At 40.4% G+C, this 15,148-nt stretch carries 17 protein-coding genes and 1 tRNA gene; 7 read left to right on the top strand and 11 right to left on the bottom strand.

Annotated features, from left to right (window positions below; all coding sequences use genetic code 11):
* Positions 1-4 precede the first annotated feature (4 nt).
* Complete coding sequence (locus CHI10_RS08965; protein WP_095243966.1) at positions 5-1,273, bottom strand: ammonium transporter; 1,269 nt, start codon at positions 1,271-1,273, stop codon at positions 5-7.
* A 264-nt stretch (positions 1,274-1,537) separates the two neighbouring features.
* Between CHI10_RS08965 and CHI10_RS08960 the strand changes: the two genes are divergently transcribed.
* Positions 1,538-1,732, top strand: coding sequence for an alpha/beta-type small acid-soluble spore protein (locus tag CHI10_RS08960; RefSeq protein WP_009331132.1), 195 nt, complete (start codon positions 1,538-1,540; stop codon positions 1,730-1,732).
* An 81-nt stretch (positions 1,733-1,813) separates the two neighbouring features.
* Entirely contained in the window at positions 1,814-1,939 is a 126-nt protein-coding gene (locus CHI10_RS22640) for a hypothetical protein (RefSeq protein WP_286137267.1), read from the top strand.
* 54 nt (positions 1,940-1,993) lie between these two features.
* Here the strand turns inward: CHI10_RS22640 and CHI10_RS08955 are convergent, their stop codons facing one another.
* The 5 genes from CHI10_RS08955 to CHI10_RS08935 form a co-directional block, all read right to left on the bottom strand.
* Positions 1,994-2,902: a COX15/CtaA family protein gene (locus CHI10_RS08955; RefSeq protein ID WP_095243965.1), complete on the bottom strand. Its 909-nt coding sequence runs from the start codon at positions 2,900-2,902 to the stop codon at positions 1,994-1,996.
* A gap of 160 nt (positions 2,903-3,062) precedes the next feature.
* Positions 3,063-4,175, bottom strand: coding sequence for an o-succinylbenzoate synthase (gene menC / locus CHI10_RS08950; protein WP_095243964.1), 1,113 nt, complete (start codon positions 4,173-4,175; stop codon positions 3,063-3,065).
* An 18-nt stretch (positions 4,176-4,193) separates the two neighbouring features.
* Positions 4,194-5,000, bottom strand: a complete 807-nt coding sequence (locus CHI10_RS08945) for a GNAT family N-acetyltransferase (protein WP_095243963.1) — start codon at positions 4,998-5,000, stop codon at positions 4,194-4,196.
* A gap of 46 nt (positions 5,001-5,046) precedes the next feature.
* On the bottom strand, positions 5,047-6,429 hold the full coding sequence (locus CHI10_RS08940) for a YjiH family protein (protein ID WP_095243962.1): 1,383 nt from the start codon (positions 6,427-6,429) through the stop codon (positions 5,047-5,049).
* A 48-nt stretch (positions 6,430-6,477) separates the two neighbouring features.
* Positions 6,478-7,326 carry a MurR/RpiR family transcriptional regulator gene (locus CHI10_RS08935; RefSeq protein ID WP_095243961.1) on the bottom strand — a complete coding sequence of 283 codons (849 nt, stop codon included), beginning with the start codon at positions 7,324-7,326 and terminating at the stop codon, positions 6,478-6,480.
* A gap of 285 nt (positions 7,327-7,611) precedes the next feature.
* Here CHI10_RS08935 and CHI10_RS08930 point away from each other — a divergent pair, with 285 nt between their 5' ends.
* Positions 7,612-8,094, top strand: a complete 483-nt coding sequence (locus tag CHI10_RS08930) for a hypothetical protein (RefSeq protein WP_095243960.1) — start codon at positions 7,612-7,614, stop codon at positions 8,092-8,094.
* A gap of 64 nt (positions 8,095-8,158) precedes the next feature.
* On the opposite strand, the gene CHI10_RS08925 is transcribed toward CHI10_RS08930, so the two are convergent.
* The 3 genes from CHI10_RS08925 to CHI10_RS08915 form a co-directional block, all read right to left on the bottom strand.
* Entirely contained in the window at positions 8,159-8,380 is a 222-nt protein-coding gene (locus CHI10_RS08925; RefSeq protein WP_286137264.1) for a GNAT family N-acetyltransferase, read from the bottom strand.
* Positions 8,381-8,407: 27 nt separating this feature from the next.
* Entirely contained in the window at positions 8,408-9,382 is a 975-nt protein-coding gene (locus CHI10_RS08920; RefSeq protein WP_095243959.1) for a proline dehydrogenase family protein, read from the bottom strand.
* A gap of 199 nt (positions 9,383-9,581) precedes the next feature.
* Positions 9,582-9,654: transfer RNA gene (locus tag CHI10_RS08915), tRNA-Val, on the bottom strand.
* Positions 9,655-9,901: 247 nt separating this feature from the next.
* On the opposite strand from CHI10_RS08915, the gene CHI10_RS08910 reads away from it, so the two are divergent.
* The 4 genes from CHI10_RS08910 (at position 9,902) to CHI10_RS08895 (ending at position 12,487) form a co-directional block, all read left to right on the top strand.
* The gene (locus CHI10_RS08910) at positions 9,902-10,669 is read left to right on the top strand and encodes a SurA N-terminal domain-containing protein (RefSeq protein ID WP_095243958.1); all 768 of its coding nucleotides are present in this window, start codon (positions 9,902-9,904) and stop codon (positions 10,667-10,669) included.
* 126 nt (positions 10,670-10,795) lie between these two features.
* Complete coding sequence (locus CHI10_RS08905; RefSeq protein ID WP_095243957.1) at positions 10,796-11,410, top strand: YczE/YyaS/YitT family protein; 615 nt, start codon at positions 10,796-10,798, stop codon at positions 11,408-11,410.
* Between the two features lie 110 nt (positions 11,411-11,520).
* Positions 11,521-11,739, top strand: a complete 219-nt coding sequence (locus tag CHI10_RS08900) for a hypothetical protein (RefSeq protein ID WP_035327332.1) — start codon at positions 11,521-11,523, stop codon at positions 11,737-11,739.
* A 157-nt stretch (positions 11,740-11,896) separates the two neighbouring features.
* Positions 11,897-12,487 carry a hypothetical protein gene (locus CHI10_RS08895; RefSeq protein ID WP_095243956.1) on the top strand — a complete coding sequence of 197 codons (591 nt, stop codon included), beginning with the start codon at positions 11,897-11,899 and terminating at the stop codon, positions 12,485-12,487.
* Between the two features lie 121 nt (positions 12,488-12,608).
* On the opposite strand, the gene CHI10_RS08890 is transcribed toward CHI10_RS08895, so the two are convergent.
* Together CHI10_RS08890 and CHI10_RS08885 are read right to left on the bottom strand one after the other, a co-directional pair.
* Positions 12,609-14,567 (bottom strand): TRAP transporter permease, encoded by a 1,959-nt coding sequence (locus CHI10_RS08890; protein ID WP_095243955.1) that lies wholly within the window; start codon positions 14,565-14,567, stop codon positions 12,609-12,611.
* On the bottom strand, positions 14,557-15,087 hold the full coding sequence (locus tag CHI10_RS08885; RefSeq protein WP_095243954.1) for a DUF1850 domain-containing protein: 531 nt from the start codon (positions 15,085-15,087) through the stop codon (positions 14,557-14,559). Before CHI10_RS08885 ends, CHI10_RS08890 begins: the two co-directional genes overlap by 11 nt.
* Positions 15,088-15,148 lie beyond the last annotated feature (61 nt).

The following is a 15,148-nucleotide window of genomic DNA, read 5'->3' as shown; positions in this document are numbered from 1 at the left end:
TTGCTTACGAGCTTATCTTTTTGTTTTCATCAGCCATGAAGACTTCAGGATAACCATAGCTACCATGTTCACTTAAATCCAACCCCATAATTTCTTCTTCCTCTGTTACCCGAAGTCCTCTCAATACCTTCCCGGCAGCTGCCAAAATTATGAAGGATACAGCAAAAGCATAAAGGCCGGAAGCTGCGACACCCATTAACTGAACTCCCAGCTGTTCGAAGCCTCCCCCATAGAACAACCCAGGTTTACCGACTGATGCTAACTCAGGTGTGGTAAAGAATCCAGTTGATAATGTTCCCCATACCCCGGCAGCACCATGAACAGATAGAGCAAAGATCGGATCATCGATTTTTCTCTTTTCAAAGAAACGCACACTGTAGAATACAAGGATTCCTGATACAAACCCTATGACAACAGCCGCCCATGTATCAACAAAAGCACAGGAAGCTGTAATGGCCACCAGACCTGCCAGAGCGCCATTAAGCATTGTCGGCACATCGGATTTTCCCATAACCATCCATGAAATAAACAGGGCGGCAACTGCACCTGCTCCGGCAGCAAGATTTGTATTAAGAGCGACAAATCCAAAGAAACCATCTTCTACAGTCAATGTGCTGCCGGCGTTAAACCCGAACCAGCCAACCCACAGGATCAGCACACCCAGGGCTGTATATACCTGGTTATGGCCATAGATATTGTTGGCCGAACCGTCTTTGTTAAACTTTCCAATTCGAGGCTTAAGCAAGATAGTAGCAGCCAAGGCTGCCATAGCACCTGTTAAGTGAACAACTGTTGAGCCAGCAAAGTCCTGTTTGCCGTGTTCAGCAAGCCAGCCGCCTCCCCAGACCCAATGTGCAATGACAGGATAAACAATAGCGCAAAATAATACGGTGAAAATGAGGTAAACGGATAGTTTTGCACGTTCAGCAAATCCGCCTAGTGCAATCGTAATGGAAATACCGGCAAATGCCAGCTGAAATACGAAGAATACAGAAGAAGATAAGCTCATCCCCTCAAGCTCTGCACCTGAGTAAAAAAAACTTGAAAGACCAACCAGGAAATTTGCATGGTCGCCAAATATGAAACCAAAGCCCAGGGCCCAGAACACCAATGATGATAAACCAAAGGTAAAAATCGTTTTACCTGCAATATGCCCTGCATTTTTCATCCTGGTCGAACCGGCTTCGAGCATAATGAAACCGCCTAGCATAAAAATGACTAAAATTGCTCCAAGCATCACCCAAAGACTATTCATTAAAAATGTGGCATCCAATTGTAATTCCTCCCTATTATTGTTGGTGTAAGAACTAACACATAACACATGTTATATTTCCTTACATATTGTAGATTTAATCCTTATTTTACTCCCTTTTTTATTTATGTCAATCAGTTTTTTGAAAATTTATAATTTTTATGTTATAAAACCTTACATATAATTAAATGGATTGGAATTATATAGCTGCATCTGCCGTTAATTAATCGGTTAAGTTAAAAACGAGCATTTATATGCTCAATTCATCGTCGGGAGTGATGTATCATGGCAAGAAACAAACTTTTGGTACCCGGTGCAGGAAATGTATTGGATCAAATGAAACAGGAAATTGCCAATGAGTTTGGAGTTCAGCTTGGTGCTGATACAACCGCACGAGCAAATGGTTCTGTCGGCGGGGAAATGACTAAGCGCCTTGTCGCAATGGCAGAGCAGCAGCTTAAAAACCAGCAAAATCAGTAAAGTGTTTGCTGGGGTACCGGCCCTGCCATAGGGCCGGCCTTTCTTTCATCTAACAGTACACTTACCAATGGAGGCAGACCTATGACCAACAAAAATGATAACCGCGAAAGAAAAAACAAATATCCTAATAATAAAAAGCAGGATGCAGAGTTCTCGAAAGAGGCAGATATCAGAAGCGAAATTACTAAAAGAGATCTGCAAAAATAAACTGTCACAAAACAAAAAGGCATGTCATCTGACTGCCTTTTTTGAGTATTGCTATTATCCATAATAATGATTACTGCTCTTTTCCCCCGGCCTCCTGACCCTGCTGGAATATGAGGCAAATACTCCTGCCTCAAAAATGATTGCAAATAACGCTGTTCCAAAAGCAAGATGGAGAACAGCCCAGGATATTTCAATGTAACTTATAATTGTGAGGATACCGATTATGATTTGACCTAAAACCAGCAGGGAGGCAGCCATAAGCCGATTCTGCAATCCAGCCTCCCATCTATTTTTAAATGAAAGATATGTAAGAATAAATATGTAAAAGGCCAAAACACCGGCCAGAAGCCTATGCCCGGTCTGAATCAGTTCCGGAAAAGATACTGGCATGAAGCCATTTGTACATTCAAGCCAGCTGCAGGCCACTCCGAATGATTGATGCTTAATATAAGCACCCAGAAATAAAGTAAGAAGCAGCAACATCGATACGGCTTTAAATTTGTTTTGAATACTCCGGTCTTTTCTTGTTTCAGTCCATGCCTGCTGGTCATCAGCACGCCGCCAGATCCAGATTAGCGCAGCAAGGAAAACCATCGCAACCATAAGGTGAACAGACACAATTATAGCGGGCAAGTCCATCCAAACCACAGCTGCCCCCAGTAAAATTTGTATTAATAAAAGCAGCATCAATACCTTAGAAGCTATATCAAGTTCCCGCACCTGATTTGATTTTTGAATTCTAAAGTACAATACAGCTGTCATTATTCCAAGTACTGCACCAATAACTCTGTGAGTAAATTCAATTAATGTATCTCCTTCCAATACCGGGATCACCAGCCCATTGCATAAAGGCCATTCAGGTCCGCAACCCATACCTGATTCAGAAGATGCTACATAACCGCCAAACACAATTAAAATATAAGTAAGAATAATGGTCAAAAACGCCAGCCGTTTTACCTTCAAACTACACACTCCCTATATTGCAAAATTCTAAATTTTGCAATCAGTTTATCAAAACTCCGACAAACTTTCGGTGATTTGTATCACAATACAAAAATATAGGGAGCGAGCTGCAATTCACACAGTAAAACGCCAGAGTTGCCTCTGGCGCTGACTATCATTGTTATTTTTTTGAAAAAGTACGGCTATAAAGAGTTACATCCTCTATTTTACAGCGATTAGGCTCATAGCCAATTCCCGGACCCTGAGGCACGAATATAAAACCGTTGTCCATAGTGACTGCAGGTTCGATGATATCTTCTTTCCAGTAATGGGAAGACGGGGCTGTATCACCTGGAAGTGTAAAATTGGATAGGGAAGTTATAGCTAAATTATGTGCACGTCCTATTCCTGCTTCTAGCATTCCGCCGCACCACATCGGAATATTATGATCTCTGCAAAGGTCGTGAATTTTTCTTGACTCTGTAAGCCCGCCAACCCGGCCAATTTTTAAGTTTATGATTCTGCAGCTTCCGAGCTCAATCGCCTTTCTGGCATCCTCAAAGGTATGTATACTTTCATCCAGGCAAATTGGTGTGTTCAAATGACTTTGAAGCTTGGCATGGTCGATAATATCATCATGATCCAAAGGCTGTTCAATCATCATTAGATTAAACTCCTCCATCTTTTGAAGATGATCAATATCATTAAGTGTGTAGGCGCAATTAGCATCAGCCATCAGCTTAATATCAGGAAATTGGGCACGGATGGCTTTTAAGATATGCACATCCCAGTCAGGCTTAATTTTCACTTTAATCCGCTGGTAGCCCTCATTTACGTTTCCTTCAATTTGTTTAAGCATCTTTATTTCCGACTCCTGAATGCCGACACTAACGCCCACTTCTATTTTTTCCTTTTCTCCGCCCAGAGCTTTTGAGAGCGATATCCCACTTTCCCTGGCATAAAGGTCCCAGACTGCACCCTCCAGCGCTGCTTTGGCATTAAAATTTCCCTTTATTGGTCTGAATGCTTCTGAAACATCATCAGGGTGCCGAATCTCTGATGCAAAAAGGATGGGTATTAAATGATCACTCATAATATGCCAATTTGTTTTAACTGTTTCTTCATTGTAAATCGGCTCCATAATGGAGACCGACTCCGCCCAGCCTGATTGTCCGCTTTTTGATTTTACTTCCACCAAAATAAAGTCCTTATCCACTTCTGTTCCGACACTTGTTGTAAACGGATTCAGCAGCTCCATTTTCACGTGCCTTAAAACGATGCTTTTAATTTCCATATTCCCATTCTCCCGGCATTATCTCTTTTCCAAAAGATATAAGTATTGACTTTCCGCAGCCTCGTCCTTTATAAGATCTGTTACAATCCAGCCTTTACTGAGATAATGAGCAAAAGCTTCTTTCGTGCTCTTTCTCCATTTCAAAGCCAATTCAAAATCCCGCTTTTTAATTTCCTGGAAATTCCCTGGGACCGGAATAAGAATTTTTTCATTTTCATAGTCTAAATTTAAACTTCCAGGAACAGCCAAACCTCCAGCGACCCCTGTTTCTAATGCCCTTGGCAGAATTTCAGCAGACAATTGGCGCACAGGACCTTCATCTTGAATTCTCCACTCCACTAAAAATCGGTCAGATGGTATGCCTGCATTCATATGATCTGACATTTCACCATAAGCATTTTCTATATATTGAGTACATTCAGCCCCGAGCTTATGAAGATTGAGATTGGCATTAACTGTCTCAAGAGGGTCGTATGTCCAGGAAATGAGATCATAGCCTTTCTCAAGCGCTGTCTGTTTTTGAGCATATTTCAGCTTTTCACCAATCCCCGATGCCCGGTACTCCGGGTGAATCCCCAGGCTGTGGGAGCAGAGATACGCCTTTGTGCCGTCAAAGCCGGGAAAACTATATTGAAAACCGACCAGTTCCTCTTCCAGGAACGCGCCTAACACAAACCCACCATTTTTAACCGTTGCCACTGTATGATTAACCGGCACAGCTTCTTCCACACTCCATATTCTTGCTTCAAGTTCGTATACAGCTTCAAGATTCTTAACTGTGTGAAGGTTTTTAATGACCAGTGATGTTAATGCTTCTTGCTTCATAACCTTCCCCTTCCCTTCAAACCCTTAAAATTGCGATAAAAAATCCCTAAAATATAATATGAGCTACAGCAGCAACAATCGGCAGCGTAATCATCGTGCGCAGAAGAAAAATAAGAATTAAATCCTTTATGCTGACAGGGAGATTCGACCCTAAAAGCAAACCGCCCATTTCAGACATATAAACCAGCTGTGTTACAGAGACACAGGCTATGACAAATCTTGTCATTTCACTTTCAATGCCGCTCCCAATCACAGCTGGAAGGAACATATCAGCAAATCCAACCACCATTGTCTGGGCCGCTTCTGCCGCTTCCGGAATTTGCATAAGAGCCAGGATTGGCTCAAACGGCTTGCCAAGAATCGTAAAAGCAGGAGTGAATTCAGCAATCACCAGGGCAACCGTCCCAATGGCCATAACAATCGGCAGAACTCCCATCCACATGTCTAAAACATTCTCAAAACCTTCTTTTACAACTGCTGCAGCACTATTATTGGTACGTGCCTTTTTTATTGCATTATTTAATCCCCATTTAACAGGTGTAGTATGTGAAGGAATAGAAGTTTCCTCTTTCATTACTGTTCCTTCATAAGCTGTATCAGCTTTTCTGGATAATGGCGGAATCCGCGGCATTACTACAGCAGCCACCAGACCAGCAAGGACAATTGTTAAATAGTAATGTATGAAATATTGCTCTAAATTTAAATATTGAATAATAACAATCGTAAACGTTATGGAAACAACCGAGAAGGTAGTTGCAACAACTGCCGCCTCCCGCTTTGTATAATATCCTTCTTCATATTGTTTTGTCGTCAGCAGGACTCCAATTGTTCCATCACCTACCCATGATGCCAGACAATCAAGCGAAGAACGTCCCGGCAGCTTAAAAACAGGCCTCATCACTTTAATCAATAATGCACCAAAAAATTCGAGCAGGCCAAAATTTAATAAAAGCGGCAGCAATAAACCTGCCAGAAGAAAGGTAGTAAACAAGATTGGAATTAGATCATAGATTAAGAGTGCGCCAGTGTTCTCTGAATATACCGGTTCCAAACCAATCTCAAATAAAGTAATAATAGCAAAAACTGTTCCAAGCAAACGGGCTGCTGCCCAAAATTTACTCACATTCAGCAATTTGTTCAAATATGGTCGGTTTAAGATAAAGGCCGGTTTAAAAATTACTGCTATCAGTGAACCAATAACTGATAGAGCCATTATAGTAACAGTAATCGCAGGTATGGAAGCACCCAGCAACCCGTTAATTTGATTTGCTAAATATGCAACCGGGATCGTAATCCCATCTTCTCCTTGAATCGGCACCATAAATAGTAAAACCCCGATCAGAGAGGGAATTAAAAATTTTAAATAGTCCCCGGCTGTATAGGATGCCGTTTCCTTCTCCTTAATGATTTTCTTTGAAAGACTGCTCATTCGATTTGCCCCCTTATAATTCGATCCTGACTCCCCGGCTGTTCAGTTTTATTCAATAAATAACTCCATATTTGAATAAAGAACTTCCAGGTCCTGCTGCCTTTTTGCAATATTTTCATGATTTCGTTCTTCGATACCTGCAACCAGCACCTCCAGTAAACTAATAACCGAAGCAATGGAATGATGCCCACTATCCATGAGTTCGTTGGTAGTAAGTGTGACTGCAGCCAGCTGCCCGATCGGCGAAAGCTGCCTGTCTGAGATAGCAATAACCCCGGAGCCTTTCCTCTCTGCAAATAAAGCCAGCTTCAAGGTTTCTTTTCGATAGCGCGGAAAAGAAAAAATGACAACTGCGGACTGCTCTGTTAAATCACACACATCCTCAGGAATAAATCCGTTAGGGTCTGAGATATAAACATTTCCCCTTATTTGTTTAAGTGTGTAATAAAACCAGTATCCTGCTGAAAAGGAACTGCCAAAGCCCCCAATATAAACCCTGTCTGCCTGGATTAATGCATCAATCGCTTTCCAAACTTCTATTTCATCAACCTGATCAAGCAATTGCCGAAGTATTTTCCTCTCTTGATCAATGACCCTCTTAAACAGGTTCTCTTTTGCAGCATCATCTTCGGAAGGATCAATAGTGTCATGTTGTTTCCCGGCAAGCCACTCTTTTCTGATTCGATCCTGCATTTGGGAATAACCGCTGAAGCCTAGTGCATATGCAAGCCGAATGACCGTTGTCTCACTGACTCCTGCACTTCTACCAACTTGGAATGCTGTTAATAGCACTGCTTCATCAGCATGCTCCATAATAAATTCAGCTGCTTTTCTCTGCCCTGGTGAGAGAGTAGAGTAGCTTTCTTTAATCAACTGGCTCATTGTTTTCTTATTCATGACGGCTCCTCATGAATAGTGAAGGAAAAACTTCTTATACAAAGTATAAAGCACGAAATGCTTCTCTAACAAGAAGATTTTCTACTATTCTAAATTATTTATTTTTATGGAAATCTATTTTTCATGAAGGCAATCCTTCTTTAAGAGAATTTTAATGGATGAAATACTTCTTTAGCAATAGAAAAATGCATTTTTAATAAAAATAATTTATTTTTATGCAATGTAAATTGTATAACCCACAATTACAAATTATGTTATATTAAGTAAAAAGCCTGGAGGATTAACATGATTGCCAGATGGCTAGGCATTAACTTTTTTACGATTCTTACCATTCTTCTATGGAGCTTCTACAAAGGATATGATACAAATCTAATCCTTTTGGGAAAAGTTTTAGCGCAGGCGGCATTTATTTTATTCTTACTAAACTTGAATATGTATTTTGTGTTTTTACTTATCCGAAAAAGTAAATTACGGAAGGTTAAAATTACACTTGCAAAGATTTCAAAGAAAATGATGAAGTATCATGTTTCAATTGGTGTTACGGCTTCTTTTCTGGTTATTATACATGCCTCTTTAATGATTGCTGCCCACTTACAGGAATTATGGAGCATAAAAACAAGCAGTGGATTTTTCACTTTGTTACTCCTGGCCGTTCTTTTATTCAGCGGAGTTTTGCGCAGAAGGAAATCAACAGGTATGAGAAGAAGATTTCATTACAAGACGGCATTTGTATTTTGGGGATTTGTGTTATTGCATGTATTTGTTTGATTGTTCAATTCAAAGTAATAAAATAGCCAAAAGAAAATCCCTGACAACAAAGTCAGGGATTCCTTTACACTATTAACTTGTATACAGGTTCAGGATGAAAGGCCTGAATAACCTCACCTGTCGGTTCAAAACCAACTTTCTCATATACACGAATAGCCGGCTCGTTCTCCTTAATGACAGATAGGTAGATTTCTTGGCACCCATATTTCTCTTTCATTTCTTCAATTACAAGTTTAATAAAGCCATAGCCCAGAATTCCTTTATAAAAAGATAAAAAGCCTCCCACTAAATTTTCTGGGAGGCTCCTGCATTACTATTTTTTTCGTTTCTTTGCCAATCTGCCTAAAAAGAAAGCTCCTGCTGCAACACCAATGATCGTATTGGTTTTCTTGGTAAATACCTGCTTGGCCACAAGATTTAAGTTCTGCGGCCGTTCTGCCAGGCGTCTCATGAAGTAGCCATACCAGTCATGTCCAAAAGGAACATATGTGCAGAAATTATAGCCTTCACCAGCAAGCTTCAGCTGCATATCCTTACGGAAGCCATAGAGCATTTGGAATTCAAATTTATCTTTAGGGATATTGTTAGCCCTTACAAAATCTTTTACATGATTAATTACATTATGATCATGTGTTGCAATTGACGTGAATTTGCCATTCAGTAAATGCCAATCTATTAATTTTATAAAGTTAGCGTCAATGTCATTTTTGTCCTGATAAGCAATTTCTTCAGGCTCTTTGTAAGCACCCTTAACAATCCGCAGCCGGAAGTTCTGATATTTCTTAAGATCTTCTTCAGCACCCAGGAAATATGCCTGAATAACTGTACCGACGTTATTGTATTCTTTGGATACTTCATCCAAAATGTCAAAGGAAGGCTGCAAGCGCTTGGAGTCTTCCATATCCATGTTCACAAAAATACCATAGTGGCTTGCTCTTTCTACTATCTCCCTGACATTTTCAAGACAGAAAGAGTAGTCAATATCAAGACCTAATTGAGAAGGCTTTAAAGAGATATGTGCATCCACCTGATTTGCATGAATGGCCTCTATCACTTCTATAATTTGTTTTTTCGCTTCTGCCGCCTCTTCCTTTTTATAAACGAATTCACCGAGGTTATCGACAGTACAAGAGATGCCATGAGCATTTAGCTCTTTTATGCTCTGAATTGCTTCATCTAGATTTGTCCCGGCAACTACATTCTGCGCGCCTAGTTTCAATCCATATTTCTTTGCGGCACTATTCAGAAATTCGTTTTGGGAAAGGCCTATAAACAGATCTTTCAACATAGAAATATCCCCTAACTCTTGTAATTTCACAATAAAATTATAGCATAGATTTTCAATAAAAATTATTTTGTGAATTTTTATATTTTAACGATTCCCTATCACTGTTTCGTTAAAACATCGGAGGAAATCCCAGCATAAAAAAACTATTTCCAGATGCACAAAAAAGTGCCCGGCTATTGATAGCCAGACACTTTAAGTATGATTCCGACTGGGTTCGAACCAGCGACCTCTACCCTGTCAAGGTAGCGCTCTCCCAGCTGAGCTACGGAATCGTTATGTATATTTCCCTGTATTGGGGACAATATAAAATATACTTCTTTTCAATAAAAAAGTCAATACATATATTTCATCCAGAAACTATCAGGTTAAGAGCTTTATAACCAGATTACATTCCCTTTACAAATTCGGCTTTTGTACCTTAAAGGTATCTTTTTATGATTATATGCATTATAATGCCCTCTATATGATTCATTTGTTAGTTGAATCAAACTATACAGGGTTACGGAAGGAGAAATATCAATGAAGAAACTAATGTATCCCTTTTTACTAGTATTACTATCTGCCGTTTTAGCTGCTTGCGGAGCTGACGATAAAAGCAAGAGTGCAGATAAAAAAGAAGAACCGAAAACAGCTGAAACCGACCAGCAGCAGGACCAGCAGAAGCAAATGGAAGAAATGCAAAAGAAAATGGATAAGCAAAAGCTTGATGAGAAAAAGACAGTTGCAATTGTGAATGACCAGGAAATTCTTGGACGTGAGTATAACAGTGTGCTTACTTCTTCACAAATGATGTATCAGCAAATGGGACAAGACCCTACTGCAAAAGATGCTGCAGAGAAAATTAAGAAGCAGACACTTGACAGTCTAGTGGGCCAGACACTTCTTCTCCAGGAGGCAGATAAAAAAGGCTATAAAGCTTCTGATGAAGAAGTCAAAAAGCAGCTCGAAGAAACAAAAGGACAATTCAAGAATGATAAAGAATTTGAAACAGCAATGAAACAGGCAGGCCTTAATCCCGATTCATTAGAGACGGAAATTGCCAACAATATTAAATATACGAAATACATCGAAGGCGAGATTAAACCTGAGAATGTTACAGATGCAGAAATTCAAAAATTCTATGAAGAATATGCAAGTCAGGGTGGTGCTGAAGGACAGGAGCCCCCTAAATTGGAAGAAGTAAAACCGCAGATCAAACAGCAGCTCGAACAGCAAAAACAGCAGGAAATGCTCGTTAAGCATGTGGAAGAATTGAAGAAAAATGCAAAAATTGATATTAAGGTATAAGTACCATTGAACAGCTCCCATTATCGGGAGCTGTTTTTCTATGTTTAATCGATGGAATCTAATGGATATCTTCTTCCCCTTGAGTAATTATTTAAATACTGTAATATGTATTGGGGAGGATTCTACATGATTAAACACACTACATTCATTCAAATAATTGCAGGTTATTTAATTCTCACTCTCGGTGTTTCACTAATCATCTTATCCAATCTTGGTGCGGGTGCCTGGGACACTGTTTATGTTGGGCTTTTCAATAAGTTCGGTCTCACCATTGGAACATGGTCATTCCTGGTTACGGCTTCCCTTATATTTTTCAATGCCATACTCACCTGGGAAAAACCGCAGTTTAAATCATTTATAGGAACCATTTTAGCGAGTCTCGGGATCGATTTTTGGATGGAACTTGTTTTTAGCGGCTTCACCGTTACACACTTTCCCTATCAGATACTTGCCTTCTTTACTGGTATTATACTTCTGGGCTTCGGAGTATCCATCTATATCCGGCCGCAATTATTCAGCGGCCCCATTGATGGATTAATGATCGCAACTGCCAAAAGGCTCAATATCAGCTTGAAGACTGCACGCATTATTAATGAATTTTTAGCATTGGCCATTGGCCTTCTCTTAGGCGGCCCGGTTGGATTGGGGACTTTGTTTGTAGCCATCTTTTTAGGCTATGCCATTCAATATGGGACTGTCCTTTTGAATCACTTAAAAGAGAAGGGATTAAAGATTATTTAAAAGACTTCATTTAGGAAGTCTTTTTTTATGCGAACATTTTTTCGTATCCCTCTTGATTAAGAACGCATGTTCGTTTATAATGTAAATAAAAGTAAGGAGGGGGTTTCTCTATGAAAGGAATTCTTTATCGTGCTATGGAAGAGAGAAAGCCTGTGGAAATCATTTATCTCTCCAAACGCAATTCATTTACACAAAGAAAAATATTAATCAAAGAACTTCGAGGGAGTACGATTTTAGCCTATTGTTTATATAGAAAGCAAATGCGTATCTTTAATTTGAATCATATTATGTCCATCTTACCTGAAAAGAAGGCTCGCCAGATTAGCTAAAAGACCAGATCATTCACTCATCAAGGCTGTATTTCCGCAGAAGAAGTACGGCTTTTTATTATTTCTCCTTCCCGATTATCCTGCTCCCTTTGGGGTATATATTCTCTAACTGGGAATGGACCCTAAAATTCCACATGATTAGGAAAGGAAGGATTTTATGAAATCTAACGCATTATCATTCATTACTGCATTGTTTGCAGGCAGCCTTATACTGGCTGGCTGTAATCAGACTGAAGAGCAAATTGTAGAGGAGGAAGACAAAAACAACCCTTCTACGGAAGAACAGCGGGCAGAAACGGAAGAAACACCCGAAGAAAATAAAAGAATAACTGAAGAAGTTGGCTTGGGAGACACTCGAGACCTTTTCACAGAGGCTTATGGTGAAAATAAAAACAACGAGGAGATAGCCCGCTTTAATGGAGACAGTATGCTGGTAGAGTTTAAAACCCATCGCGCAGTTAATGTTGAGCTGCAATTTGAGGATATGGAAAAAGAGATGAGTAATGAAGAGGTTCTTGCATTTATCGAAAAAAGGATTCCGAAAGATGCCGAGGAAGTTAACAGAGTTAAAGACGAAAATAACCAGCGTGAAATCATTGAGTATAAAAGCAAACTATTAAAAGAAACCCTCAGTGAAGAAGTATATGAAGGCGATGAACCCGGTACATTCACTGTTCTATTAACCAGCAGTGAAGAAGATTATGTCAGTGCCACACTTTCTATCGGCCATAGCGACCAAGGAGCTTGACATCCCCAGCAAACAGAAGAAAAAAGGAAGGATCTCATATGAGCATCCTTCCTTTTTTCTTTAAATTTATTTTATACTTCGGGAAATTTCTGACTCAAGCGCGTAAGCTTTTTTTAACAGATTAAGCTGTTTGCGGCTTGGCTTGATCGTCTTTTTTTATGAAAACCTGCAATGCAATCAACAGAATAAAGATACCTAATCCTATAATATCAGTAACCCCTTCAGGGTAAATAAGCAGCAGGCCTCCTGCAATTCCAAGCAGTCTTTCAAAAATATTCAACTTACGCAGCCAGTAGCCAATTACACCAGCGCCAATTGCCATCATACCTGCTAAAGCGGTGAATACTACCCAGATTAAGTAATACCAGGTGGTATCGATCATCAATAACTCCGGTGACAGGACAAACATGTATGGGATAATAAAAGCCCCGATGGCAAGCTTGGATGCTGTTACGCCTGTCTTTATCGGATCTCCGCCGGATACTCCAGCTGCGGCAAATGCTGCAAGAGCAACTGGAGGTGTGACATCTGCCACAATACCGAAGTAGAATACAAATAAGTGAGCAGATAAATCAGGTACACCCAGGAGAATGATTGCCGGGGCGGCTATTGTTGATGTAATAACATAGTTTGCCGTTGTTGGTGATCCCATTCCCAGGATAATTGCTGCAACCATTGTCAGCATCAAAGTAGGGATCAACAGCCCGCCGGAAAGATCAAGAAGGCCATTCGCCATCTTTAATCCAAGCCCTGTCTTTACAACTACCCCAACTATAATACCTGCCGCAGCTGTTGCTGCAGCAACGCCCAAAGCTGTACGTGCACCATCAACTAAAGCATCGATAGCATCTCTGAATCCAATCCGCGTTTCCTTGCTGATCATACTTACTGCAACCGTAATGACAATTGACCAAAGAGCAGCACGTATTACACTCATTCCGCTCATCAGCAGGATGATAACTGCTAAAATCGGCAGCAGCAGATAAATCTTCTTCAATACTTCTTTCCGGTTAGGCATTTCTTCATCTTTCAGACCCCTAAGGCCTACACGCTTCGCTTCGAAGTGAGTCATGATCCATACTCCTGCAAAATATAGAAGCGCCGGAATTGCAGCTGCCTTTGCAATATCCCAGTATGTAATACCGCCGCCAATAAACTCAACCATCAGGAATGCAGCAGCACCCATGATTGGAGGCATAATCTGGCCGCCAGTAGATGCAGTCGCTTCAACTGCGCCAGCGAATTCTTTTTTGTAGCCAAGCTTTTTCATCATAGGGATGGTAAAAGAGCCTGAAGTTACTACGTTAGCTACAGAACTTCCGCTAATTGTTCCCTGTAGTGCACTTGAAAAAATGGCAACCTTAGCCGGTCCGCCTGTTCTCTTTCCAGCGATGGATACGGCCAAATCATTAAAATACTGGCCAACCCCCGTTTTTACCAGGAACGAACCAAATAACAAGAATAGGAAAATAAACGTAGCAGATACACCTAAAGGGGTACCCAGGATACCCTCTGTCGTAAAGAACATGGTCTGGACCAATCTTTCTAAATCAAGACCCCGGTGCGCCAAAAATGCCGGCATATATGGCCCGAACATCGCATAGGCAAGAAAAATGACGGCAATAATGGTTATGGGAAGACCAACCGCACGCCTGGTAGCTTCCAGAACCAGAAGAACTGCAATGAGACCAACATAAAAATCAATCTCGGTCAGACGCCCGGCCCTCATGACAATTTCATCAATAAAAAGTGGCCAATAAGCTCCTACAGCAATACCCAGTATAGCTAAAATGATATCGTACCAGGCAACCTTATGCTTTCGTCCCCTGTCTTTCTTCCTTGCAGGGAACAAAAGAAAGATTAGGGCTAATGCAAAACCTAAATGAATCGAACGCTGCAGCTGGGCTGTAAGCATCCCGAAAACCCCTGTATATAAATGGAAAAGCGAAAATGCCAATAGCCCAAAAAAGACGATCCAGCCCAGTACTCCTCCTAATTTCCTTGTACCAGCCTCTGGATCATATTTCTCCAGCAATTTCTGCTGTTCCTCAAGAGATAATGTTTCCCCTTTATTTTCCAAGGATATTCACTCCTTTCAACACCTCGATTAAGTTTATCTTTTTCGCCTTTATTCTTACCCATGTACCAGGTTCGATATAATCTGAAAGGACATATTCCCGGCCTTGCATAATCAATCTGTGATTGGCTCTGACCTTACCCAGCCTTAGGTCAAATGAAGGAAAAACCCTTTTCATATTCTTAATATAATATTTGCCGTTCTTTTGTTCAAATGTTTCTCCATCTGAAGCATTTTCAGGCATGCCAATGGCAAAATCCTCATACATGAGTTCGAACAATTTAATACTTCCATCTCCGGTTATAGTATAGCTTTCTACAACATCAGTAAGGTGGATGGAATGTGTATACTTTATCTTAAATGTTCTGTCCTCTTTAATCGGGAAATAAGCAATCACCTTTCCTTTGTTTTGATACTCAAAAACAACCGCCTGCTTAATGGGTATGAAGAACATGATTGCGATGGTTATGATTACGAGGAGTGCCAGGACCGCCTTTTTATACCCTGGCTTATTAAATTTCATGAAACCTCCACCTAAAAAAATTTGTCAGTTTTTACAATTGATTGCCACTTCATTTTAAAAA

Source organism: Bacillus sp. 7894-2 (genome assembly GCF_002272225.1).
Taxonomy (GTDB): Bacteria; Bacillota; Bacilli; order Bacillales; family Cytobacillaceae; genus Cytobacillus.
This window is presented reverse-complemented; position numbering and strand designations above follow the sequence as displayed.